At 54.4% G+C, this 23,592-nt stretch carries 29 protein-coding genes; 14 read left to right on the top strand and 15 right to left on the bottom strand.

Annotated features, from left to right (window positions below):
• Positions 1 to 4: 4 nt before the first annotated feature.
• Complete coding sequence (locus ACRCWW_RS04105) at positions 5 to 268, bottom strand: GrxA family glutaredoxin (RefSeq protein WP_438681260.1); 264 nt, start codon at positions 266 to 268, stop codon at positions 5 to 7.
• A 174-nt stretch (positions 269 to 442) separates the two neighbouring features.
• Between ACRCWW_RS04105 and ACRCWW_RS04100 the strand changes: the two genes are divergently transcribed.
• From ACRCWW_RS04100 to rlmC, 10 genes are all read left to right on the top strand, one after another.
• Positions 443 to 733 (top strand): DUF1418 family protein, encoded by a 291-nt coding sequence (locus ACRCWW_RS04100; RefSeq protein ID WP_438681259.1) that lies wholly within the window; start codon positions 443 to 445, stop codon positions 731 to 733.
• Positions 717 to 1,439: an oxygen-insensitive NADPH nitroreductase gene (nfsA, locus tag ACRCWW_RS04095; RefSeq protein WP_438681258.1), complete on the top strand. Its 723-nt coding sequence runs from the start codon at positions 717 to 719 to the stop codon at positions 1,437 to 1,439. The genes ACRCWW_RS04100 and nfsA overlap by 17 nt, the downstream gene beginning before the upstream one ends.
• Before the next feature lie 56 nt (positions 1,440 to 1,495).
• On the top strand, positions 1,496 to 2,398 hold the full coding sequence (gene rimK, locus ACRCWW_RS04090; RefSeq protein WP_438681257.1) for a 30S ribosomal protein S6--L-glutamate ligase: 903 nt from the start codon (positions 1,496 to 1,498) through the stop codon (positions 2,396 to 2,398).
• Positions 2,399 to 2,504: 106 nt separating this feature from the next.
• Positions 2,505 to 2,984: a YbjN domain-containing protein gene (locus ACRCWW_RS04085; protein ID WP_404657022.1), complete on the top strand. Its 480-nt coding sequence runs from the start codon at positions 2,505 to 2,507 to the stop codon at positions 2,982 to 2,984.
• A gap of 405 nt (positions 2,985 to 3,389) precedes the next feature.
• Complete coding sequence (gene potF / locus ACRCWW_RS04080) at positions 3,390 to 4,502, top strand: spermidine/putrescine ABC transporter substrate-binding protein PotF (protein WP_438681256.1); 1,113 nt, start codon at positions 3,390 to 3,392, stop codon at positions 4,500 to 4,502.
• 181 nt (positions 4,503 to 4,683) lie between these two features.
• A complete protein-coding gene (gene potG, locus ACRCWW_RS04075) occupies positions 4,684 to 5,817 on the top strand; it encodes a putrescine ABC transporter ATP-binding subunit PotG (protein ID WP_438681255.1) in 1,134 nt (377 codons plus the stop codon).
• Between the two features lie 11 nt (positions 5,818 to 5,828).
• A complete protein-coding gene (gene potH / locus ACRCWW_RS04070) occupies positions 5,829 to 6,782 on the top strand; it encodes a putrescine ABC transporter permease PotH (protein ID WP_438681254.1) in 954 nt (317 codons plus the stop codon).
• Positions 6,779 to 7,624 (top strand): putrescine ABC transporter permease PotI, encoded by an 846-nt coding sequence (gene potI / locus ACRCWW_RS04065; protein ID WP_438681253.1) that lies wholly within the window; start codon positions 6,779 to 6,781, stop codon positions 7,622 to 7,624. The genes potH and potI overlap by 4 nt, the downstream gene beginning before the upstream one ends.
• Before the next feature lie 75 nt (positions 7,625 to 7,699).
• Complete coding sequence (locus ACRCWW_RS04060) at positions 7,700 to 8,173, top strand: YbjO family protein (RefSeq protein ID WP_438681252.1); 474 nt, start codon at positions 7,700 to 7,702, stop codon at positions 8,171 to 8,173.
• Between the two features lie 42 nt (positions 8,174 to 8,215).
• Complete coding sequence (gene rlmC, locus ACRCWW_RS04055) at positions 8,216 to 9,343, top strand: 23S rRNA (uracil(747)-C(5))-methyltransferase RlmC (RefSeq protein ID WP_438681251.1); 1,128 nt, start codon at positions 8,216 to 8,218, stop codon at positions 9,341 to 9,343.
• 113 nt (positions 9,344 to 9,456) lie between these two features.
• On the opposite strand, the gene ACRCWW_RS04050 is transcribed toward rlmC, so the two are convergent.
• Genes ACRCWW_RS04050 through ACRCWW_RS04040 form a run of 3 tightly spaced genes read right to left on the bottom strand, consistent with a single transcriptional unit; the run spans position 9,457 to position 11,137 of the window.
• On the bottom strand, positions 9,457 to 9,726 hold the full coding sequence (locus tag ACRCWW_RS04050) for a pentapeptide MXKDX repeat protein (protein WP_438681250.1): 270 nt from the start codon (positions 9,724 to 9,726) through the stop codon (positions 9,457 to 9,459).
• A 30-nt stretch (positions 9,727 to 9,756) separates the two neighbouring features.
• Positions 9,757 to 10,527, bottom strand: coding sequence for a molybdopterin-dependent oxidoreductase (locus ACRCWW_RS04045; RefSeq protein WP_438681249.1), 771 nt, complete (start codon positions 10,525 to 10,527; stop codon positions 9,757 to 9,759).
• Positions 10,528 to 10,537: 10 nt separating this feature from the next.
• Positions 10,538 to 11,137: a cytochrome b/b6 domain-containing protein gene (locus ACRCWW_RS04040; protein ID WP_438681248.1), complete on the bottom strand. Its 600-nt coding sequence runs from the start codon at positions 11,135 to 11,137 to the stop codon at positions 10,538 to 10,540.
• A gap of 139 nt (positions 11,138 to 11,276) precedes the next feature.
• Here ACRCWW_RS04040 and ACRCWW_RS04035 point away from each other — a divergent pair, with 139 nt between their 5' ends.
• Together ACRCWW_RS04035 and ACRCWW_RS04030 are read left to right on the top strand one after the other, a co-directional pair.
• Complete coding sequence (locus ACRCWW_RS04035; protein ID WP_438681247.1) at positions 11,277 to 11,999, top strand: response regulator transcription factor; 723 nt, start codon at positions 11,277 to 11,279, stop codon at positions 11,997 to 11,999.
• Positions 11,996 to 13,468, top strand: coding sequence for a sensor histidine kinase (locus tag ACRCWW_RS04030; RefSeq protein WP_438681246.1), 1,473 nt, complete (start codon positions 11,996 to 11,998; stop codon positions 13,466 to 13,468). The genes ACRCWW_RS04035 and ACRCWW_RS04030 overlap by 4 nt, the downstream gene beginning before the upstream one ends.
• A 10-nt stretch (positions 13,469 to 13,478) precedes the next feature.
• On the opposite strand, the gene ACRCWW_RS04025 is transcribed toward ACRCWW_RS04030, so the two are convergent.
• The 8 genes from ACRCWW_RS04025 to ACRCWW_RS03990 all read right to left on the bottom strand — a co-directional run bounded on the left by ACRCWW_RS04025 (position 13,479) and on the right by ACRCWW_RS03990 (position 18,757).
• Positions 13,479 to 13,793, bottom strand: coding sequence for a helix-turn-helix domain-containing protein (locus ACRCWW_RS04025; protein ID WP_438681304.1), 315 nt, complete (start codon positions 13,791 to 13,793; stop codon positions 13,479 to 13,481).
• Positions 13,790 to 14,125, bottom strand: coding sequence for a toxin (locus tag ACRCWW_RS04020; RefSeq protein WP_438681245.1), 336 nt, complete (start codon positions 14,123 to 14,125; stop codon positions 13,790 to 13,792). The genes ACRCWW_RS04025 and ACRCWW_RS04020 overlap by 4 nt, the downstream gene beginning before the upstream one ends.
• 125 nt (positions 14,126 to 14,250) lie before the next feature.
• Positions 14,251 to 14,982, bottom strand: a complete 732-nt coding sequence (gene artJ, locus ACRCWW_RS04015) for an arginine ABC transporter substrate-binding protein ArtJ (RefSeq protein WP_438681244.1) — start codon at positions 14,980 to 14,982, stop codon at positions 14,251 to 14,253.
• A 173-nt stretch (positions 14,983 to 15,155) separates the two neighbouring features.
• Entirely contained in the window at positions 15,156 to 15,824 is a 669-nt protein-coding gene (gene artM / locus ACRCWW_RS04010) for an arginine ABC transporter permease ArtM (RefSeq protein WP_438681243.1), read from the bottom strand.
• Positions 15,824 to 16,540 carry an arginine ABC transporter permease ArtQ gene (artQ, locus tag ACRCWW_RS04005; RefSeq protein WP_438681242.1) on the bottom strand — a complete coding sequence of 239 codons (717 nt, stop codon included), beginning with the start codon at positions 16,538 to 16,540 and terminating at the stop codon, positions 15,824 to 15,826. Before artQ ends, artM begins: the two co-directional genes overlap by 1 nt.
• A gap of 6 nt (positions 16,541 to 16,546) precedes the next feature.
• Entirely contained in the window at positions 16,547 to 17,278 is a 732-nt protein-coding gene (artI, locus tag ACRCWW_RS04000) for an arginine ABC transporter substrate-binding protein ArtI (protein ID WP_438681241.1), read from the bottom strand.
• 20 nt (positions 17,279 to 17,298) lie between these two features.
• Complete coding sequence (gene artP / locus ACRCWW_RS03995) at positions 17,299 to 18,027, bottom strand: arginine ABC transporter ATP-binding protein ArtP (protein WP_438681240.1); 729 nt, start codon at positions 18,025 to 18,027, stop codon at positions 17,299 to 17,301.
• 217 nt (positions 18,028 to 18,244) lie between these two features.
• Positions 18,245 to 18,757: a lipoprotein gene (locus ACRCWW_RS03990; RefSeq protein WP_438681239.1), complete on the bottom strand. Its 513-nt coding sequence runs from the start codon at positions 18,755 to 18,757 to the stop codon at positions 18,245 to 18,247.
• Between the two features lie 110 nt (positions 18,758 to 18,867).
• On the opposite strand from ACRCWW_RS03990, the gene ACRCWW_RS03985 reads away from it, so the two are divergent.
• Complete coding sequence (locus ACRCWW_RS03985) at positions 18,868 to 19,188, top strand: heavy metal-binding domain-containing protein (RefSeq protein ID WP_438681238.1); 321 nt, start codon at positions 18,868 to 18,870, stop codon at positions 19,186 to 19,188.
• Positions 19,188 to 20,021, top strand: coding sequence for an N-acetylmuramoyl-L-alanine amidase (locus ACRCWW_RS03980; RefSeq protein ID WP_438681237.1), 834 nt, complete (start codon positions 19,188 to 19,190; stop codon positions 20,019 to 20,021). Before ACRCWW_RS03985 ends, ACRCWW_RS03980 begins: the two co-directional genes overlap by 1 nt.
• A gap of 3 nt (positions 20,022 to 20,024) precedes the next feature.
• On the opposite strand, the gene ACRCWW_RS03975 is transcribed toward ACRCWW_RS03980, so the two are convergent.
• The 3 genes from ACRCWW_RS03975 to ltaE form a co-directional block, all read right to left on the bottom strand.
• Positions 20,025 to 21,038: an NAD-dependent epimerase/dehydratase family protein gene (locus ACRCWW_RS03975; RefSeq protein ID WP_438681236.1), complete on the bottom strand. Its 1,014-nt coding sequence runs from the start codon at positions 21,036 to 21,038 to the stop codon at positions 20,025 to 20,027.
• Between the two features lie 92 nt (positions 21,039 to 21,130).
• On the bottom strand, positions 21,131 to 22,567 hold the full coding sequence (locus ACRCWW_RS03970; protein ID WP_438681235.1) for a DUF2867 domain-containing protein: 1,437 nt from the start codon (positions 22,565 to 22,567) through the stop codon (positions 21,131 to 21,133).
• Positions 22,568 to 22,577: 10 nt separating this feature from the next.
• On the bottom strand, positions 22,578 to 23,579 hold the full coding sequence (gene ltaE, locus ACRCWW_RS03965; RefSeq protein WP_438681234.1) for a low-specificity L-threonine aldolase: 1,002 nt from the start codon (positions 23,577 to 23,579) through the stop codon (positions 22,578 to 22,580).
• Between the last annotated feature and the right edge of the window lie 13 nt (positions 23,580 to 23,592).

The raw sequence follows: 23,592 nt of genomic DNA, 5'->3' as shown, positions 1-23,592 counted from the left end.
TGTTTTAAGCGTAGAGACCCAGGTTTTCTTTGGCCCAGGCTTCGAAATCGGTGAAACCACCGATGTGAGTCTGGTCAACGAAAATCTGCGGTACGGTTTCTACTGGCTTACCCACGGTTTTTTCAAGGTCAGCTTTGCTGATGCCTTCGGCGTGAATATCGACATAACGGAAGTTGAAGTCGTCACGCTCGGCAGTCAGTTTTTCTGCCAGTTCTTTCGCACGAACGCAGTAAGGGCAACCTGGACGACCAAAAATTACTGTAAACATGTTTTCTCTCCTGATTCTGAGCCTGACGGCGAATGGGCGCTATGATGCCTGTACTCGCGCTTGCACGAAAGAAGGTTCTGCCTTTTGTTGCGATTTGTTCTGATGGTGAGATGCTATGTTTCGCCAATCACAGTTGTTATCCTCCCCGCTATACTCATCGACCGGAGATTGACGATGCGCTCACTCGGGGCCTTGCCCAAAAGCGTGCTGATACTGGAAGCGATTGGCATGGTTCTTCTGGTGCTGGCGTGGCTTTCTCTCAAACTTTACATCACCTTGCCTGAACCTTTTGACAGCCCAACGGCCGGGCTGGTGATGATTTTCGTGGGGATTTTATTTATGGTCCCTGCGGCCGTGGCGCTGTTTCGGGGCATGGCGCAGGCCATTGCCCCGCAGCTGATGCAGCGCAACGATGATAAACCCGTTTCGAAAGACCAGGATAAACGTGATGACGCCGACCATTGAGAATTTGTTAAACCACCGTTCGATTCGCCACTACACCGGCGAGCCCATCACTCAGGCGCAGCGCGATGCGATCATCGCCAGCGCTCAGGCCGCGTCCAGCTCAAGCTTTTTACAGTGCAGCTCTGTTATTCGCATCACTGATCCTAAGATGCGTGAACAGCTGGTCACGCTGACTGGCGGTCAACAGCATGTGGCGCAGGCTGCGGAATTTTGGGTGTTCTGCGCAGACTTCAATCGTCATCTGCAAATCTGCCCTGAAGCACAGCTTGGTCTTGCTGAGCAACTGCTGCTTGGAGTGGTCGACACTGCGATGATGGCGCAAAACGCGATGGCCGCCGCAGAATCTCTGGGGTTGGGGGGCGTCTATATCGGCGGGATCCGTAATAGCATCGAAGCGGTGACTGAACTGCTGAATCTGCCTAAGCATGTGCTGCCGCTGTTCGGGCTGTGCCTGGGCTGGCCTGCGGATAACCCGGATGTGAAACCGCGCCTTCCGGCAAGCCTGCTGGTCCATGAAAATCACTATCAGCCGGTAGATGCCGCCGAACTGGCGCGCTATGACGAAGAGATAGCGAATTACTATCTTTCCCGTGGCAGCAACACTCGCCGCGATACCTGGAGCGACCATATCCGCCGCACCATCATTAAAGAGAATCGCCCGTTCATCCTCGATTATCTGCACAAGCAGGGCTGGGCTATCCGTTAAATTTCCCGGCGTGTATGATGTGGCTGCCTTTTTCAGGGGAAACAGTGAGGTGCAGGGTGAAAATAGCCATTTTGTCCCGGGACGGAACGCTCTGGTCCTGTAAACGTCTTCGTGAGGCCGCCACTCAGCGCGGCCATCTGGTCGATATTCTTGACCCGCTTTCCTGCTATATGAACATCAGCCCGGCGGCATCGTCCATCCACTATAAAGGCCGTCAGCTGCCGCAATATGATGCAGTCATTCCGCGTATCGGTTCAGCCATCACTTTCTACGGCACGGCGGCGTTACGCCAGTTTGAGCTGCTAGGCAGCTATCCTCTGAATGAATCCGTCGCCATTACCCGCGCTCGCGACAAACTGCGCTCGTTGCAACTTCTGGCAAGGCAGGGCATTGATCTGCCGGTGACCGGCATTGCACATTCTCCTGACGACACCAGCGACCTGATTGATATGGTGGGCGGTGCACCGTTGGTGGTGAAGCTGGTGGAAGGCACGCAGGGCATTGGCGTGGTGCTGGCTGAAACCCGTCAGGCGGCAGAAAGCGTGATTGATGCGTTTCGTGGTCTTAATGCCCACATTCTGGTGCAGGAATACATTCAGGAAGCGAAAGGGCGTGATATCCGCTGCCTGGTCGTGGGCGACGAAGTTGTGGCTGCTATTGAGCGTCGCGCGAAAGAGGGGGATTTCCGTTCCAACCTGCATCGCGGTGGCGTGGCAACTGTCATAAATATCACCCCGCTTGAGCGCGAGATGGCGATTAAAGCCGCGCAAACGCTGGGTCTGGATGTGGCTGGGGTTGATATTCTGCGCGCCGAGCGTGGGCCGCTGGTGATGGAAGTGAATGCTTCGCCGGGGCTTGAAGGGATCGAAAAAACCACCGGTATCGACATCGCCGGGAAAATGATCCAGTGGATAGAACGCCACGCACAGCCAGGCTTTTGTCTGAAAACGGGTGGATAGCCCAGGATTTCACCTGTTTCGTAGCATCTGAGCGGTTTTTTGCGTACCCTGTTACCGCTTTATTTCAGGTTTCGCTTTTCTTTCACAGCAAGAGGTTTCACGGTTTATGGATTCACTCATCGTTCCGGGTCTGGATACACTGCGTCAATGGCTCGACGAAATGGGCATCAGCTTCTATGAGTGTGATACCTGTCAGGCGCTGCACTTGCCGCACATGCAGAATTTTGACGGCATTTTTGATGCCAAACTCGATCTTCTGGATAACGTGGTGCTGTTCTCCGCGCTGGCTGAAGTGAAGCCTTCGGCACTGCTGCCTCTGGCTTCTGACCTGTCCTCCATCAACGCCAGTTCACTTACCGTTAAAGCATTCCTTGATATTCAGGACGACAACCTGCCGAAGCTGGTGGTTTGCCAGTCGCTGTCGGTCAATGTGGGCGTGACACGCGAGCAGTTTGAATGGTTCTTCCGTCAGAGCGAAGAACAGGTCTCGATGGTTATCCTCGAAGCGGCTTCTCATCAGCTGCTGTATAAAGGTGATGAAGAAGAGCAACCGATGGAAGAGTCGCAATTCCATTTTCTTCACTGATGCCTTTCCCAATTAGCGCAGTCGCCACCAGTGCGGCTGCGTAAAACCCCGCAATATTCTGTTGTTAACCTCTTCTTAAAGAATTATTCACCACTCCTCGGGCCATGCTGGCTTATCTCATAAAGTGATCTTGCATAAAAAATTGATAAAAGGCGTTTTTTTACCCGAGCTATAGCGGCGAACCCTGGCTAAAGTTATTCTTGCGAAACCCCGTCAGAGCGGGTTAAACACTGCGTTCAAAGCAATGCGGCGCGTAATATCCTGACGAGTAAGCGAGCAATGCCTGCCGGGAGAGAGCCTCTCTCCTTTTCATCGCAGACTGACAAAATATGCATGATTTTTGCATGCATCGATGTGCGACTATTTTGGTCCGAATGTTAACGGACGTTGATAAGGAAAAGAGCTATGACCGCCTTAAGTAAGAAATGGTTAACGGGTCTGGTAACGGGTGCGCTGATGGCAGTCTCTGCAGGTGCGCTCGCCGCTGAACAAAAAACGCTGCATATCTATAACTGGTCTGATTATATCGCTCCGGACACGCTGGCGAATTTCACCAAAGAAACCGGCATTAAAGTGGTGTACGACGTGTTTGATTCCAACGAAGTGCTGGAAGGCAAACTGATGGCGGGCAGCACCGGTTATGACCTCGTGGTGCCATCGTCCCAGTTCCTGGAGCGTCAGGCGCAGGCCGGTATTTTCCAGCCGATAGACAAGAGCAAGCTGCCGAATTACAAGAATCTCGACCCTGAAATGCTCAAGCTGGTGGCGCAAAACGACCACGATAATAAGTACGGTATTCCGTACATGATGGTCACCACCGGTATTGGTTACAACGTCGATAAAGTGAAAGCGGCGCTCGGTAAAGATGCCCCCGTGAACAGCTGGGATCTGATCTTAAAACCTGAGAATCTCGAAAAATTAAAAAGCTGCGGTGTCTCCTTCCTGGATGCGCCGAGCGAAGTCTATGCCGCCGTGCTGCACTATTTAGGCAAAGATCCGAACAGCTCCGATCCGAAAGATTACACCGGAGCCGCCAACGATCTTCTGCTGAAGCTGCGTCCGTTTATCCGTTATTTCCACTCTTCTCAGTACATCAACGATCTGGCGAATGGCGACATTTGCGTTTCGATTGGCTGGTCGGGTGACATTCTGCAGGCGGCAAATCGCGCCAAAGAAGCCAAAAATGGCGTGAATATCGCTTACACCATTCCGAAGGAAGGGGCGATGGTTTACTTCGATATGTTCGCGATCCCTAAGGATGCGAAAAATACCGATGAGGCTTATCAGTTCCTGAACTACCTGCTGCGCCCGGATGTGGTGGCGAACATCAGTAATCACGTTTATTACGCCAACGCCAACAAAGCGGCGACGCCGTTAATGAATGCCGAAGTGCGTGATAACCCAGGAATTTATCCGCCAGCGGATGTTCGTGCGAAGTTGTTCACACAGACAGTCTTGTCGCCTAAAATTGACCGCGTCATCACGCGTTCGTGGACGACAGTTAAGACCGGAAAATAAAACCGACTTGCCCGGCGGCGCTGACGCTTGCCGGGCCTACAAGCAGGGCCAACGAATTCCGTAGGCCCGGTAAGCGAAGCGCCACCGGGCAACATACGCACCAGGTCAGTGCAACTGCACTGTGAAGTTCTTTGTAGGGTACCGGACCCTGCAAATGTTTTTTTTGCCGGAGAGCACCATCGTGACTGACGCAATTCCACGCCCACAGGCGAAAACCCGCAAGGCGCTGACCCCGCTGCTGGAAATCCGCAACCTGACCAAATCCTTTGACGGCCAGCATGCCGTTGATGACGTCAGCCTCACCATTTACAAAGGCGAAATCTTTGCACTGCTCGGCGCATCGGGCTGTGGTAAATCCACGTTGCTGCGCATGCTGGCCGGGTTTGAACATCCCACTGCCGGGCAAATTGTTCTGGATGGCGTAGACCTGTCGCAGGTGCCGCCGTATCAGCGTCCTATCAATATGATGTTTCAGTCCTACGCGTTATTTCCGCACATGACCGTTGAGCAGAATATTGCCTTTGGCCTCAAGCAGGACAAGCTGCCGAAGGCTGAAATCACGGCGCGCGTGCAGGAGATGCTCAGCCTGGTGCATATGCAGGAGTTCGCAAAACGGAAGCCACACCAGCTTTCAGGTGGGCAACGCCAGCGTGTGGCGCTGGCTCGCAGCCTGGCCAAACGGCCTAAACTCCTGCTGCTTGATGAACCTATGGGCGCGCTGGATAAAAAACTGCGCGACAGAATGCAGCTTGAAGTGGTCGATATTCTTGAGCGCGTCGGCGTGACCTGCGTGATGGTGACCCACGACCAGGAAGAAGCGATGACCATGGCCGGACGCATCGCCATAATGAACCGCGGTAAGTTCGTGCAGATTGGTGAACCCGAAGAAATTTACGAGCACCCTACGACGCGCTACAGCGCCGAATTTATCGGTTCAGTGAATGTGTTCGAAGGGCTGTTGAAAGACAGGCAAGAAGACGGCCTGGTGATTGATTCGCCGGGGCTGGTGCATCCGCTTAAAGTTGACCCGGATGCTTCCATCGTCGACAACGTGCCGGTTTACGTGGCGCTGCGCCCGGAAAAAATCATGCTCTGCGAAGAGCCGCCTGCGGATGGCTATAACTTTGCCGTTGGGGAAGTTGTGCATATTGCCTATCTCGGCGATCTGTCGATTTATCACGTGCGACTGAAAAGCGGCCAGATGATCAGCGCCCAGTTGCAGAACGAACACCGCTATCGCAAAGGTCTGCCGACCTGGGGTGATGAGGTGCGTCTGTGCTGGGATGCCGACAGCTGTGTTGTTCTGACGGTGTAGGGGGAAGGGCGATGAGCACTTTAGAACCCGCAACACGCGCGAAACCGCCAGCCGGTTTTACGGCCTGGCTGGCAAAAATGCAGATGAAACACGGCCGTAAACTGGTGATAGCTCTGCCGTATATCTGGCTGATCCTGCTGTTTCTGCTGCCGTTTCTTATTGTCTTTAAAATCAGCCTTGCCGATATGGCGAGGGCCATTCCGCCGTATACCGACCTGTGGGAATGGGCCGACGACCAGATAACGCTGACGCTCAACCTCGGCAACTTCCTGTCGCTGACCGACGACCCGCTCTATGTTGAGGCCTATCTGCAGTCCTTGCAGGTGGCGGCTATTTCGACATTTTTCTGCTTACTGTTGGGTTATCCGCTTGCCTGGGCCGTGGCGCACAGCAAGCCGTCAACGCGTAATATCCTGCTGTTGCTGGTTATCCTGCCGTCGTGGACGTCGTTTTTGATTCGCGTGTATGCCTGGATGGGCATCCTGAAAAGTAACGGCATTCTGAATAACTTTCTGATGTGGACCGGGATAATCCACCAGCCGCTGGAAATTCTGCATACCAATCTCGCGGTCTATATCGGCATTGTGTATGCCTATCTGCCGTTTATGGTGCTGCCGATTTATACCGCGCTGACGCGTATTGATTATTCGCTGGTGGAAGCTTCGCTGGATCTGGGGGCTAAACCGCTGAAGACCTTCTTCAGCGTGATTGTGCCACTGACCAAAGGCGGGATTATCGCGGGCTCGATGCTGGTGTTCATCCCGGCGGTGGGTGAGTTTGTTATCCCGGAACTATTGGGCGGCCCGGACACCATCATGATTGGTCGCGTGCTGTGGCAGGAGTTCTTCAATAACCGTGACTGGCCTGTCGCCTCGGCGGTGGCGGTCGTCATGTTGCTGCTGCTGATTGTGCCAATCATGTGGTTCCATAAGCATCAGCAGAAACAGATGGGGGATCACGGATGAACAATTTGCCGGTAGTACGCTCTCCGTGGCGCATTTTGATTCTGGTGCTCGGGTTTACGTTCCTGTATGCGCCGATGCTGATGCTGGTTGTCTACTCGTTCAACAGTTCAAAACTGGTGACGGTATGGGCTGGCTGGTCAACGCGCTGGTACGGCGAGCTGTTCCGTGACGATGCGATGATGAGCGCCGTTGGCCTGAGTCTGACCATTGCAGCCTGCGCGGCAACGATGGCGGCTATTCTCGGCACCATCGCAGCTGTGGTGATGGTTCGCTTCGGGCGTTTCCGTGGCTCGAACGGTTTCGCGTTTATGATAACCGCGCCGCTGGTTATGCCGGACGTCATCACCGGGTTGTCGCTGCTGCTCCTGTTTGTGGCGCTAGGGCACGCCATCGGCTGGCCGTCAGAGCGTGGGATGTTTACCATCTGGCTGGCACACGTCACCTTCTGTACCGCGTACGTCGCCGTGGTGATCAACTCTCGTCTGCGCGAGCTTGACCGATCGATTGAGGAAGCGGCAATGGATCTCGGCGCTACGCCGCTGAAGGTCTTTTTCATTATCACGCTGCCGATGATCATGCCTGCGGTGATTTCCGGCTGGCTGCTGGCGTTTACGCTTTCGCTTGATGACCTGGTTATCGCCAGTTTCGTGTCCGGGCCGGGTGCAACTACGCTGCCGATGCTGGTGTTCTCAAGCGTTCGCATGGGCGTTAACCCAGAAATCAATGCCCTGGCGACACTGATTCTCGGCGTGGTGGGAATTGTGGGGCTGATCGCCTGGTTCCTGATGGCAAGGTCTGAAAAGCAGCGGGTGCGCGATATCCAGCGTGCAAGACGAGGCTGAACCGCATAAAATCCTCTCAGTTGTGTCATCGTCTCCTCCGGATAGCGGGGGAGACGTTTTCATGGAAGGCCACAATTGCGACTTTTTTCTAAATCACGACATTCACATGCCAGTCTGAATGTGCCTGCGCTGGTGCAGGTGGCGGCGCTCGCCATTATTTTGATTCGAGCTCTCGATCTGTTAATGATTTTTGATTTGCTTGGCCTGCGAGGGCTGGAAGATTTTGTCCTGCGTAGCGTCCAGACCTGGACGCTGACTCTGGTGTTTCTTGCCAGCCTGCTGTTGGTGTTCATCGAAATCGGGTGCGCGTTTTCACTGGTGAAAGGGCGCAACTGGGCGCGCTGGGTTTATCTGCTGACCCAGGTCGTCACCACCGGCTATTTATGGGCATCCTCTTTGGGCTACGGTTATCCTGAGCTGTTCAGCATTGCCGGAGAGACGAAAAGAGAGATTTTCCGCTCGCTGGTGATGCAAAAATTGCCGGATCTGCTGGTGCTGTTGCTGCTTTTTGTCCCTGCGGCCAGCCGTCGGTTTTTCCGTCTGCAATAACGGTGATACAATTCCGCCCCTTCAAATTTCCAGGGTTACTCTATGCAGTGCGCACTTTATGACGCCGGGCGTTGTCGCTCTTGCCAGTGGCTTGAACAGCCGGTGTCCAGCCAACTTGCTGCCAAAATGGCCGATCTTCAGCAGTTGCTTTCAACAACGACGGTTGAAGAGTGGTGTGCGCCGGTCAGTGGTCCGGAAAGCGGGTTTCGCAATAAGGCTAAAATGGTGGTCAGCGGCAGCGTAGAAAAGCCGCTGCTGGGCATGCTGCATCGCGACGGTACGCCGGAAGATCTTTGCGATTGTCCGCTCTACCCGGATTCCTTCGCTCCAGTGTTTACAGCCCTGAAACCGTTTATCGCACGCGCAGGGCTGACGCCGTATAACGTGGCGCGCAAACGCGGTGAACTGAAATATTTGCTGCTGACCGAAAGCCAGCTTGATGGCGGCATGATGCTGCGCTTTGTGCTGCGCTCAGAGACTAAACTCGAACAACTTCGCGCCGCGCTGCCTGCATTGCAGGCCGAGTTGCCTCAGCTTAAAGTCATTTCCGTCAATATTCAGCCGGTACACATGGCGATTATGGAGGGGGAAAAGGAAGTTTTTCTGACTCCGCAGCAGGCGCTCCCTGAGCGGTTCAACGGCGTGCCGTTGTGGATTCGCCCGCAAAGTTTTTTCCAGACCAACCCAACGGTGGCAAGCCAGCTGTATGCCACGGCGAGAGACTGGGTACGTCAGTTGCCGGTAAACCATATGTGGGATTTATTCTGCGGCGTGGGCGGCTTCGGCCTGCACTGTGCGACGCCAGAGATGACACTCACGGGCATCGAAATCTCAGCGAAAGCCATCGCCTGTGCGAAGCAATCGGCAGCTGAGCTAGGGTTAAAAAATCTGCATTTTCAGGCGCTGGATTCCACAAAATTTGCCACCGAACAAGGGCAGGTGCCTGAACTGGTCCTGGTCAATCCACCGCGTCGCGGCATCGGTAAAGCGCTGTGCGATTATCTCAGTGAAATGGCCCCGCAGTTTATTATTTACTCGAGCTGTAACGCGCAGACCATGGCGAAAGATATCCAGCTTTTGCCAGATTATCGGGTAGTTCGCGTCCAGCTGTTTGATATGTTCCCGCATACTTCGCATTACGAAGTGATGACGCTGTTGGTTCGTCATTAAAAGCCCCTCACCCTAACCCTCTCCCCAAAGGGGAGAGGGAACCTAACCGGGCTGTGCTTTTCCCCCTCGCCCCTTTGGGGAGAGGGCCGGGGTGAGGGGATACACCTCGAGACTTACTGGCTCATCGCATCCTTTTTCATGCCGTCTTTCGACATGTTATCCATTTTCCCCATGCTGTCTTTCTTCATGGCATCTTTCTTCATGCCATCTTTAGCCATACCGTCTTTCGCCATGCCATCTTTGCACATAGCGTCGCCTTCTTTGCACATGGCGCTATGTTCTTTAGCCATGCCGTCTTTCGCCATACTGTCTTTCTCCATGGCCTGCGCGTTCACCATAAACAGGGCAGACAGAGCGGCAGCGGCAATCATCATCTTTTTCATGGTATTTCCTCGTCATTGTTAAGTTAGGTATTAACTTCCACCAAACCAGTTGTAACCCTGGTCTTCCCAGTAACCGCCCGGGAAACGATTGGTGATTTCTATGGATAAAACATGCTTCGGGTTTTTGTATCCGAGCTTGGTCGGGATACGGATTTTCATCGGGAAACCGTATTCAGGGGGCAGAATGCGGTTATCCCAGGTCAGAGCCAGCAGCGTCTGAGGGTGCAACGCAGTGGCCATATCAATGCTGGTGTAGTAATCATCCGCACAGCGGAAACTGACATATTTCGCGCGTTTGTCTGCACCAATGAGCTGTAAAAAATGGTGGAACGGCACGCCGCCCCATTTGCCTATCGCACTCCAGCCTTCCACGCAGATATGCCGCGTTATCTGGCTGACCTGCTGCATGTGGTAGAGCTCGGGCAGCGTCCAGCTTTTGGTGGTTTGCACCAGGCCGCGGATCTCCAGTTGGTAATCACGACCGTCGATTTGCGGAATATCTTCCGGGCCATAAAACGCGTTAAACGGGAAAGGGCGGGTGATTTCCGATTCGCTGTATTCCGGTGACAGGTCATGGTCACTAAACAGGAATCCCTGCACGCGGTCATTAAAGCGAGACATGCGGGACAGCGCCGTTTCTACGCTCTGGTTATCGCTGATATCGCAGCCGGTCAGCAGCATCACGCCACCGAGCGTCAGCCCCTGGCGCAGCAGGCTACGACGTTCAGGGCTTAACAACTTTTCGGCATCCTTGACCAGATAATGCGCATCGCTTTTGGAGAGAAAAGAGGGCTTTTTCATTCGGTTGTCCTTAGCGTCCGCGCAGCATAGCCAGTAATGTTTTGGGTACCAGCAGCACCATCAACAAATGAATCACAACAAAAGCAGCCATGGCGCTCATGCAGAAAAAGTGGATATAGCGCGCGGCTTCGTAACCGCCCAGCAGCTCACGTAACAGCGGAAACTGCACCGATTTCCACAGCACCAGACCAGAAAGCACCAGCCCGACTCCGAGCAAAATGACCCCGACATACGCCAGTTTTTGCACCGCGTTGTAATGGCTGAGGTCGGCGTGTTGCAGTTTTCCGCGAAGAGCCTGTATCACGTCATGACGCAATTCACGCAGAGAAAGAGGGAAGAATTTGCGGCGAAAGCGCCCGGTCACGATGCCGAGCGACAGATACACCACGGCATTGATGACCAGCACCCACATCATGGCGAAATGCCACTGCAGCGCTCCGCCAAGCCAGCCGCCGAGCGTCACTTCCGCCGGGAAACTAAAATCAAACAGCGGGGAGGCGTTATAAATGCGCCAGCCGCTAAAAAGCATCCCCGCGATGGCGATGGCGTTAACCCAGTGGCAGCAGCGTAGCCACAGTGGGTGGATTTTTTCAGGACGCGATGAGGTCATGGTCGTCTCTCCGTGAATGACATGCCCACATCATGCAAGGTTTCTTATCACCACATCCTCACGGAAGTTTAAATAAAATGTGATAACTCACCGCGCTCGCGTACGGTAAGCTTTAGGAAAAGACGGTTGGTGAAAACTCATGAATAGCGCAAAGAAAATACTGCTGGTGGAAGACGATCAGGACATCGCCACATTACTGCGATTAAACCTGCAGGACGAAGGCTACCAGATTGTCCATGAGGCGAACGGGACTCAGGCGCTGGTGCAGCTTGAGAAGCAGGTGTGGGATGCGGTGATCCTCGACCTGATGCTGCCGGGTGTCGACGGACTGGAGATTTGTCGGCGCATTCGCCAGATGACGCGCTATCTGCCGGTTATCATCATTAGCGCACGCACCAGTGAAACTCATCGCGTACTGGGGCTGGAAATGGGAGCAGACGATTATCTGCCGAAGCCGTTTTCCGTGCTGGAGCTGATTGCCCGTGTCAAAGCGCTGTTCCGCCGTCAGGAAGCGATGGGGCAAAATATTCGCATGGAAGGCGGGTCAATCAGCTGTCATGGTCTGGATATTGACCCGTTGTCGCGCGAGGTTCGTCTGCGCGGCGAGATGGTGGAGTTGACCCCTCGTGAATTTGATTTGCTGTACTGGTTTGCCCGTCATCCCGGCGAAGTTTTTTCCCGCTTAGCGTTGCTCGACCGGGTTTGGGGTTATCAACATGAAGGCTATGAGCACACCGTCAACACGCATATTAACCGCCTGCGAATCAAGATTGAGCACGACCCGGCTGAACCGGAAATCATTCTGACGGTCTGGGGAAAGGGCTACAAATTTGCCAGTGATAAAGCGGAGTCATTATCATGATCCGCCGTCTGAGCCTCAGCCAGCGTCTGACGCTGGTCTTCACCGCTATCCTGCTGCTGTGTGCCATGGCGGCATGCAGCGTTCAGCTCTACAGCACCAGCCAGTACGGCAGCGCAATGGTCCAGCGCCTTTCCGCCGGGCTGGCGCAACAAATCGTTAATAGCGAACCGTTGCTGGATAAACAGGGCGATGTGAACCGTCCGACGCTGAAAACGCTGTTTGACCGCCTGATGACGCTTAATCCCAGCGTTGAGCTCTATCTTGTTGCGCCCGACGGACAACTTCTGGCTGACGCCGCGCCCGCAGGGCATCTGAAGCGACAGAAAATCGATATTCAGCCGCTGCAAGCCTTTCTTGGTGGCGCCGCCTGGCCGGTGTTTGGTGACGATCCCCGCAGCCTGAATAAAGAGAAAGTGTTTAGCGTCGCCCCGGTGAGGCTAAATGGCGAGCTGCATTGCTATTTGTACATCATTTTGCAGGGTGAGGACTTGAATGCGCTGTCAGACAGTGCGTGGCAAAAAGCGCTGTGGAGTACGGTGTTGTGGTCGCTGCTGTTGGTCGCTTTGTTTGGCGTAGTGGCAGGAATGATGGTCTGGTACTGGGTGACTCGCCCGGTAAAACAGCTGACGGCAGATGTGCGCGGTGTCGACCAGGACAGCATGAATGCTATCAAACAGCTCGCTCAGCAAACGCCTGAGAGCCAGCCGACCAATGAAGTGGAGATCCTGCGAAATACTTTTATCGAACTGGCTCGCAAAATTGCCAGCCAATGGGATCAGCTTTCGGACAGCGACAGGCAGCGCCGGGAGTTTATTGCCAATATTTCCCATGACTTGCGCACGCCGTTAACGTCACTGTTGGGTTATCTGGAAACGCTGTCGATGAAAGCCGATACGCTATCACCCGCTGATAACCGGCAGTATCTGGCGATTGCGCTGCGCCAGGGACACAAAGTCCGTCATTTATCACAGCAGCTGTTTGAACTGGCGAAGCTGGAGCATGGCGGTATTAAGCCGCAGCTTGAGCGCTTTGCGATAGGCGAGCTGATTCAGGATGTGGCGCAGAAATTCGACCTGGCGATTGAAACGCGTCGCCTGAAGCTCAAAGTCGATATGTCGCATTCGCTGCCGCTGGTCAATGCTGATGTCTCGATGATTGAGCGTGTGGTCACTAATCTGCTTGATAACGCCGTGCGCCACACTCCGGAAGGCGGCACCATCACGCTGAGAGTCTGGCAGGAAAACGCACAGCTACAGGTTGAAGTGGCGGACAACGGCCCGGGTGTAGAAGATGAATTACGCGAGCAACTGTTCCAGCGCCCATCGGTATTAAACCCGCAAAGTGCACGAGAAAATCGCGGTGGCCTGGGGTTACTGATCGTGAGAAGGATGCTGGAGCTGCACGGCGGCGGTATTCGCCTGGTCGACGCGAGCGCCGGGGCTTGTTTCCGCTTTTTCGTGCCTTTGTGAAGTCGAAGCGTCAGCTCATACTAGCCAACAGATTCAGCGCTGAAGGCTGATTCTCAACGATGCGTAATAGCAGCATTGCTTGCTTGTTTGGGCGTGCGATGCCCTGTTCCCAGTTTTGATAAGTTTTCAGCGCGGTATGAAGGTACTGGGCAAACAGGGCCTGCGAGAGATTGAGCTTGTTGCGAATGGCGCGGATTTCCTCTGGAGACAGCGAGATTTCCTGGGTTGTCACTGAGTGTGTCTTTAGCGTGCGCTTGCCTTCATTGGCTTCCTGCCAGGCCTGCATGCCTTCTGTCAGTTCAGCAAACAGATCGCGACTCATTATTTCCCCCTGATTCGTTGTTCAAGCATTTGATATAATAAAACGCATTGTGGTGCGGTGAGGCCAGCCATCTCATTTTTGTTATAGAGCGTGAACAATAAAAATTGCCATCGGGTTTGCCACCAGTAATAAATCACTCTCAGACCGCCCCGCGTGCCTTTCCCTCTCTTCACGTCTTTATACCGCAGTTTTCGCAACCCCCCTGTGTGCTGAATAACATCACCAGCAAAGGGATCGAGCATTAACAGAATTTGCAGTTCGCGAAAGGTTTCATCGTCCAGATAGTCTTCACGGTGCCGTTCAAAGGGCGGCATCTCTACAAAAAGCGCTTCCATATGCTTGTCTCGAAGGAGTAAAGATATCATGCTATACCCAAAATGGGGGTAGAGAAACGAACGGTGGAATTTTTCAGATAAAATTAAGGCCAGCCGATGGCTGGCCATTCAGGGGAAAGTCAGGGTTACTGCGGGAACCACTGCTCGCTGATTTTCTGGTAGGTGCCGTCGGCTTTAATCGCTTTCAGTGCGCCGTTCAGTTTATCCAGCAGCGCTTTGTTGTCCGGGCGTACGGCAATGCCAAGGCCCGTGCCGAAGTACTGCGGGTCGGTCACTTTCGGCGTGGCAACACCTAACTGCGGGTTGGTTTTCAGCCATTCATTCACGACCGCTGTGTCACCAAACACGCCATCAATACGGCCGTTTTTCAGATCGATAATTGCATTCTGGTAGCTGTCGTACGCCACGGTTTTGACTTCCAGGTGCTTGTCCTGCAGGTATTTCTGGTGGGTGGTGCCGTTTTCCATGCCGATGCGTTTGCCCTTCAGGTCTTCAAAGCTTTTAAACTCGCCTTTTTTGGCAATGACCATCGCGGAGTTAGCGTAATACGCATCGGTGAACGAAACCTGTTTGCTACGTTCTGGCGTGATGTCCATCCCGGAAATCACTGCGTCGTATTTCCTGAATTTAAGCGCCGGGATCAGGCTGTCGAATGCGTGATTGGTGAAGGTGCAATCGGCCTGCATTTGCTTGCACAGCGCTTTGGCTAAATCGATATCGAAGCCGACAATCTGGTTGCTGGCATCAAGGGATTCAAAAGGAGGGTAGGTGGCTGAAGAGCCGAAACTGATTTTATCGGCAGCGGATGCGCCCGCGGCAAAGGTGGCAAGGAGTGCGGCCAGAATCATTTTTTTCATCGTAAAGCTCCCGTCGGTCAATCTTGTGATAAACGCCCTGTCTGAGGCACAGGAATCACCTTACCTTTGAGTGAATTTATATTCAATAAAAATGATTAATTATTATTTAAAAGATACAAAAAAAGCGGAAAGTGAATCACTTGTCCGCTTTGTTGTTGATTTTGTATGCAGAGTTAATTGCGGCGTTCAAACGCCAGGGCTTTGCGTTCAACCAGGCGCATCAGCAGCGTCAACAGGCCGTTAACCACCAGATAGACCACCCCAGCTGCGCCAAAGACCATCACATCATAGGTGCGTCCGTACAGCAGTTGCCCGTGGCCCATCACTTCCATCAGCGTGATGGTATAAGCCAGCGACGTACTCTTAAACACCAGCACCACTTCGTTGGAGTAAGAGGAGAGGGCACGCTTGAAGGCATACGGCAGCAGAATCGCCAGCGTGTCTTTCTTGCTCATTCCCAACGCCCCGCAGGACTGCCACTGGCCGTCCGGGATCGCGCGAATCGCCCCGAAAAACAACTGTGTGGTATACGCCGCGCTGTTCAGTGACAAGGCGATCATCGCACACAGCCACGGTTCGGACAGCAGATGCCAGATAGCCGGGTAGTTCTGCAACTGCGGGAACTGGCCCGGGCCGTAGTAAATCAGGAAGATCTGCACCAGCAGCGGCGTACCGGTGAAGAGCGTGATGTAGCCGCGCACTATCCACACCAGAACCGGCGTTTTTAACGTCAAAATGATGGTGAACATCAGGGACAAAATCAGGGCGACGATGATTGACGCCACGGTCAGCGTCAGGCTGGTGTGCAGCCCTTTCAGCAGTTCGGGTAAATACTCAAGCATCAGCCTGGTCTCCGTTCAAAGCGAGTCGCGCGCAGGTCAATGCGTTTGAGGATGTACTGACTGAGCAGGGTGATAACCAGGTAAATAGCCGCCGCCACGATGTACCAGGTGAACGGCTCCTGAGTGCGGGTGGCAATGCTTTTGGTCTGCAACATCAGGTCATTAACGCTGATAAGCGACACCAGCGCAGTATCCTTCAGCAGCACCAGCCACTGGTTACCGAGGCCCGGCAACGCATGACGCCACATCTGCGGCATCACCAGACGGAAGAAGATCGCCGCTTTCGAGAGGCCAAGCGCCTGGCCGGATTCCCACTGACCCTGCGGTACTGCTTTCAGTGCGCCGCGCAGCGTCTGCGAGGCATAGGCAGAATAGAGCAGGGAAAGAGCAATCACGCCGCACAGGAACGGGCTGACGTCGAAGTTTTCAATCTGCACCTGAACCGGGATTTGCACAAACCCCAGCGGGATAGTGAAGCCATCGGAAAGCAGCAGCAGAAGCTGTGAGGAGCCAAAATAGATAAACAGCACCACCAGAATTTCCGGCAGGCCGCGAAGCACGGTGACCAGTGCGGTGCCAAGCCATGCAACAGGGCGCCATTTAGCTGATTCCCACACCGCGAACAGCATAGCCAGCACCAGGCCGATGGCCAGCGCACAAACGGCAAGGCCGACGGTCATCCCGGCGGCGCTTGCTAATGGAAACATTTCGTTCATCAAGACTTACTTCTGGAACCATTTGGTGTAGATGGTCTGGTAAGTGCCATCTTTCTTCACTTTATCCAGCGCGGTGTTCAGCTTCTGCTGCAGGTCGGTATTGCCCTGACGAACCGCAATGCCGAGACCCGTTCCAAAGTAATCTTTGTCGGTGATTTTATCACCAATGGCAGCCAGTTTCGGATCGGCTTTCAGCCACTCAGTCACCACGGCGGTGTCACCAAAGACCGCATCAATACGGCCATTCTGCAGATCCAGTTTGGCGTTCTGATAGCTGTCGTAAGGCACGGTAGTGATTTCCGGGTGCTTATCCATAATGAATTTCTGGTGGGTGGTGCCGTTCTGCATCCCGACTTTTTTGCCTTTCAGCGCCGCGATATCCGCGACTTTGCCCTTCTGGCCAACAAACAGCGCAGAGTTTTCATAGTAAGGCTGGGTGAAGAGCACCTGCTTCTCACGCTCTGGCGTGATGTCCATACCGGAAATCACCGCGTCGATGCGACGGAATTTCAGGCTTGGGATCAGGCTGTCGAACGCCTGATTGGTGAAGGTACAGGTGGCGTCGATTTCTTTACACAGGGCATTCGCCAGGTCGACGTCGAAACCGACAATCTTATTGCTGACATCCATCGATTCAAACGGAGGGTAAGACGCTTCCATGGCAAAACGGATAGTCTGAGCAGCGCTGGCGGACAGGCTAACACTGGCGAGCAGCGCGGCAATCACGATTTTTTTCATTGTCATTGTTCCCGAAAACATCAGTGTGAAAGATAGTTTTTAAAGGCGTCGGTCTGCGGCTCGGCAAAGCAGCTCGCATCCCCTTGTTCTACGATATGACCGTTTTCCATATACACCACCCGGCTGGCGGTTTTACGCGCCACTTCCACTTCATGGGTGACGATCACCTGGGTAATCTGGGTTTGTGCCAGTTCGCGAATGATGCTGACAATCTGCGCGGTGATTTCAGGATCCAGCGCGGCAGTCGGTTCGTCAAACAGCAGAACCTGCGGCTCCATCATCAGCGCTCGGGCAATAGCTACACGCTGCTGCTGACCACCAGAAAGGTGCAGTGGATAGCGATCGATGTAAGGTTTTAAGCGCAGACGTTCCAGCAGTTTTTCGGCGCGAGCCATCGCCTGAGCTTTTGACAGACCCAGCACACGGCAAGGCGCTTCAATCAGGTTTTGCACCACGGTGAGGTGCGGCCACAGGTTGTACTGCTGGAAGACCATCCCGACGTTTTGGCGCAATTCACGAATCGCTGCGTCAGAAGGCGCTTTGCTGAAATTGAACTGATTTCCCGCAATCGAGAGTTGCCCGGAACGTGGCATCTCCAGCAGGTTAAGCACCCGTAACAGCGAACTTTTTCCCGCGCCGCTAGGGCCAAGCAGCACCAGCGTTTCACCCTGCGGGCAGGTCAGGGTTATGTCGAACAGCGCCTGATGTGCGCCGTAAAAGCAGTTAATGCCTTCTAGTTTTATACTCATCCGGGAAATCTGATACCGATAGTAATTGAGGCCGCAAATAGTAACGTTGGCAGAATAGTTATGCAATATTTATGCGTTAAAACTTAAATATAAACCGCGTTTACACTTAAAGTTAGCACAAAATAGCGAGAGCGTAGGGGCACAGGAATAAATGTCGGTATTCATCACAGAATGCCAGACATTTACCCTGAGTTATTAGGTGGGAATTACGCGGAGATTACTTCTCAAGCACCTGACGCAGCGTGCCTGCCGGGGCGTGAACGGTGCCGCCAAGGTAGCGAACATCGTCAACCGCCCAGCACTGGCCTTCGCGGATCATCAGCACTTCATCCTGCCAGCTCTGCGTGCCCTGCTTCAACGCGACGCGCAGCGGAATGTTGCGGGCATCGGTGTTTGGAATGGTGGATGCGTCGGCCACGTCTGCGCTGTCAGGCGGTGTGGTGCGGCTGGAGAACAGGTCTTGCTGCATAAGTGCGCGTTTGTTCGGATCGCTGTTCGCATCGTTAAGCAGTTTTGCCAGAGAATCGCTTAAGTAAGGGCGCAGTGCGGTTAAATCGGTCGCACGGTGCTGAATGCGGTAGTCGTAAAACTTCTGCGCCACGGTGTCCGGGCCGCCTTCGACGCAAGGGCCGGAGCGAGTGCCAATATCCTGAAAGGCTGGCGTAACGGTGGTGCAGGCGCTGAGCAGAAGGGCGCACGGCGCAAGAAGAGCGGCAACAGAGTAGCGCATGAGTGATTTCCTTATAGACTGACTACGGTATTAAGATGTTTTCAAGCATAGCGTATCGGTACGATAATGTGTTTGATTAACTGAGCTAAGGCATTGACGCAGGAGGACGAATGCAATTCTCAACAACCCCAACCCTGGAAGGGCAGCCCATTGTGAAATACTGCGGGGTGGTGACCGGCGAAGCGATTCTCGGGGCCAACATCTTCCGCGATTTTTTCGCTGGCATTCGCGATATCGTCGGCGGCCGCTCCGGAGCCTATGAAAAAGAGCTGCGCAAGGCACGCGAAATCGCTTTTCAGGAATTAGGCGAACAGGCAAAAGTGCTGGGTGCGGATGCGGTGGTCGGGATTGATATCGACTATGAAACCGTCGGCAAAGACAGCAGCATGCTGATGGTCAGCGTCAGCGGAACCGCGGTAAAACTGCGCTGATGAAACGTTCACTGATTTTGCTTGCGCTGCTGCTGGCCGGGTGCGCCAGCACAGACAATGGCAAAAAAGTCATTGAGAAGCCGGGGTATTTCCTCGACGCCAGCCATCCGGCGCAAAACGCTTATCCGCGCATTAAAGTGCTGGTGATTCATTATACCGCCGGTGATTTTGAAACCTCGCTGGAAACCCTGACGGATGCCAAAGTTAGTGCGCATTATCTGGTGCCGGAGAATCCGCCTGTTCGCAAGGGCAAGCCGCTCATCTGGCAACTGGTGCCGGAGCGGGAGCTGGCCTGGCATGCCGGGGTCAGTTTCTGGCGCGGGGCCACGCGAATTAATGACACCTCGATTGGCATTGAACTGGAAAACCAGGGCTGGCAGAAAACGGCAGGGGTAAAAAGCTTTACACCGTTCGCGCCAACGCAAATCGCGGCACTGATCCCGCTGGCAAAAGACATTATCGCCCGCTACCAGATTGAACCGGAGAACGTGGTGGCGCATGCGGATATCGCGCCGCAGCGCAAAGACGATCCGGGCCCAGAGTTTCCATGGCGTGAACTGGCGCAGCAGGGGATCGGGGCATGGCCGGAGCCTGACCGGGTTTCGTTTTATCTCAACGGGCGTGCGCCGTCGCTTCCGGTCGCTACGTCATCGGTACTCGATTTACTGGCGAGATACGGCTATCAGGTGACGCCGGATATGAGCTATACCCAGAAAAAACGGGTGATTATGGCGTTCCAGATGCACTTCCGTCCGTCGCGCTGGGACGGCGTGGCTGATGCAGAAACCCAGGCCATCGCCGAAGCGCTGCTGGAGAAATACGGGCAGGGGTAAAAATTAGCGGTGCAGCTTGCCGTGATCTTTCAGCCAGCTTGCGGTCTGCACGATGCCCTCGTCGAGCGTGACAATCGGCTGATAGCCGAGCTCTTTCTCTGCGCGGCTGATATCCAGCGTAAAGTCAAAATTGAGTTTTGATACGCCGTAATGGGTAAATGACGGCTCTTTGGCGGCTTTATTGCCAAAGCGCTCCATGCTGCGGGCCACCATATCCAGCATCGGGTAGGGCACGGAACGCACACGGCAATGGATATCCAGTTCATCAATCAGCTTTTGCACAATACTCTTCAGGCTGCGCGGTTCGCCGTTGGTGATGTTATACGCCCGGCCTGAAGGAAGTGAGTCGCAGACAGGTTGGCTCGCCAGCCACATCGCATGAACCGCATTTTCGTAGTACGTCATGTCGACCTGTGCCGCACCGCCGCGAGGCAACAGCACGCTGCCGTAGTGGTGCATCATCTGCGCCAGGCGCGGAATAAACACTTTATCGTGCGGGCCAAACAAGCTTTGCGGACGCAGAACGGTGAAACGCGTGTTGGGGTTCGCCTGTGCCAGCAAATGAATGACTTCTTCCCCGGCCGCTTTGCTGCGGGCAAATTCATTGGCAAAACGCTGTGGACGGAAATCTTCCTGAATGTTTCGACGATGGTGATAGTCGAAGTACAGCGACGGTGAAGAGATATGAATAAAGTTACGCACGCCCCAGGCAACCGCCCACTCGCCAAGGCGACGGGTTGCCCGCACGTTGGCTAAATCGAAGGCTTCCTGCGTTCCCCACGGTGAGGTGAAGCTGGAACAGTGCCACAGGGTATCGACCCCGGCGAGCATCACCTTGGCCTGAGAAGACACCAGTTCGGTTAGATCTGCATGGACAAACTCGGCGCCCATTTTTTCCAGCAGTCTGCCCATCGCTTCATTGCGACCGGTTGCTCTGACGCTGATGCCTTTACGGCGCAGATATTCCACCGCATTACGGCCTAAACCGCTGGTGGCGCCGGTGACCAGTACCTTCATATCCATCCACTGTGTCTGAAAAGAATTTCGTGCGCATTTTTCCGTGAATTACGCTGACTTGCAATGGGAAACTATGAAGAAAAAACTCATTTTTACTGCTTGCACGAGATTTCTTCCGCTAGTTTCGCAATGCGCCTGGCCATGCCTTTAAAAATAAACAGATGAGCCGGGATCATCAGCAGCCAGTACAGTAAGCCTGGCATACCGTGCGGATGCCACCAGGCGCGAACGTCGATTTCCCGATGATCGCCTTTGTCTTTCAACGTAAAGGTGAGGCGACCGAGGCCGGGGGCTTTCATGCCGAACAGCAGCGAGAGCTGTTTCTCTGGCTCGACAATAATGACCTTCCAGTTGTCTACCGCGTCACCGGTTTGCAAAAACGCGTGCTCCGGGCGGCCTTTCGCCAGCTTATGACCGATAAGTCTGTCCAGCGAGGCGCGGATATCCCACAGAATATTGCCAAAGAAATAGCGTTCTTTGCCGCCAAGCTGGTTCACCACCTGCCACAGTGAGGCGAGGCTGGCTGACGTGTTGACCGTACATCCCGCCTGCTTCGGAAAGTATCCATATTCTGGCCGCCAGCGGGCAAAAGCCTGGGCGTCGTAACCCCAGTCGCTGGAGTTCATCAGTTGCTCTTCTTCCTTTAGCGTGCGCTCCACCGCCTCATCAAAAGAGATCAGCGCTTGCGGAATAAGCGCGCGCAATTCGCGGTCATCGGCAAGAAGATCGTGCTTCAGCCCCTGAATCAGCGCCTTGGCTGTGGTCGGGGGAACTGATGTAATGACATTTAAAAACCAGACGGAAATCCAGCTGGTGGGGAAAGGAATGGGGATCAATGGACGGTGGCGGCCGCTGATTCGCATAAAGTGTTCGAACTGTTCCTGATAGCTCAGTTCATCCGGCCCGGCGGCTTCCAGCACGCGGTGCCCGGCGGTGGGATGGTCGAGCAGAGCAACCAGATAATGCAGCAGATTTTCCAGCGCAATCGGCGTGGTGCGAGAGCGAACCCAGCGCGGTGGCGTGAGTACCGGCAGGTTGTAAACCATATCGCGCATCACTTCGAAGGCCGCTGAGCCTGCGCCGACGATGATCCCCGCTCGCAGTTCTGTCACCGGAACACCCGCTTCACGTAGCACATCACCGGTGATCTGGCGGGCGCGTAAGTGATCGGATTGCTCGTTTTCGGGAGCCTGAAGCGAACTCAGAAAAATGATCTGCTTCACCGGCTGTTCCCGCAGCGCATCGCGAACGTTCAGCGCGGCCTGTCGCTCATGGGCGATGAAGTCACCGCCTTCACCCATGCCGTGCACCAGATAGTAAAGTGTATCGACCCCTTCAAGCAGCTTCGGCAAGTCAACAGGCCAGTGCAGGTCGACGTGATGGCAACTGACGCCGGGCAGCGCCAGTTTTTGCAGACGATCCGTGTTACGTGCCGCAGCCCGCACGGTAAAGCCCTGCGAGCTCAGTTCGGTCACCAGATGCTGGCCGATATAGCCGCTGGCACCCAGTACCAGAATAGTTTGCGGCACCATAAGTTCCTTAAGCCTTCAGAAAGGTCTGCCAGTGGCGAACCACTTCGGTCAGTTGCTGGCGGTTGACCTCCAGGTGCATCACCAGACGCACGACAGGTGAAGTGTTAATCAGAATGCCGTTGGCACGCAGATGCTCGCCCAGCGCCGCAGCGTTTTCTTCACCCACTCGCACGAACAGCATATTGGTGTCGTGGCGCATCACGTCAGCGCCAATTTCCTTCAGCGCTGTCGCCATCCATGCGGCGTTGTCGTGGTCTTCCTGCAAACGCTGAACGTTATTTTTAAGTGCATACAGACCCGCCGCCGCCAGAATGCCCGCCTGGCGCATGCCGCCGCCGGTCATTTTACGCCAGCGGTTGGCGCGTTTGATGTACTCCCGGCTTCCGACTAACAGAGAACCAACCGGCGTGCCGAGGCCTTTGGAGAGACAAATGGTGAAGGAGTCGCAGTATTGCGTGACGTCTTTCAGCTCGCAGCCGTAATCGACAATGGCGTTAAAGATACGCGCGCCGTCAACGTGCAGGCCAAGCTTGCGCTCACGGGTAAATTCCCACGCTTCTTTGAGGTATTCGCGCGGCAGCACTTTGCCGTTGTGAGTGTTTTCCAGACTGAGCAATTTTGTGCGGGCGAAGTGGATATCGTCGGCTTTGATTTTCGCCGCCACTTTATCGAGCGGTAACGTCGCGTCTGGTGCGGCGTCAATAGGTTGCGGCTGAATGCTGCCAAGCACGGCCGCTCCGCCAGCTTCGTACAGATAGTTATGCGCGCCCTGGCCGACAATGTACTCTTCGCCGCGCTCACAGTGGCTCAGTAACGCCACCAGGTTGGCCTGCGTCCCCGTTGGCAAAAACAGGGCGGCTTCTTTGCCACCCAGCTCTGCCGCATAACGCTGGAGTTCATTGACGGTCGGGTCATCCCCGTACACATCATCCCCGACCGGGGCGGCCATCATCTCTTCGAGCATGGCACGACTCGGACGGGTAACGGTATCACTACGTAAATCGATCACGGCATTTCCTTTT

The sequence above is a fragment of the Scandinavium sp. genome (genome assembly GCF_051650185.1).
Classification (GTDB): domain Bacteria; phylum Pseudomonadota; class Gammaproteobacteria; order Enterobacterales; family Enterobacteriaceae; genus Scandinavium.
Note: the sequence above shows the minus strand (reverse complement) of the source record. Positions and strands in the feature narration are given on the sequence as shown.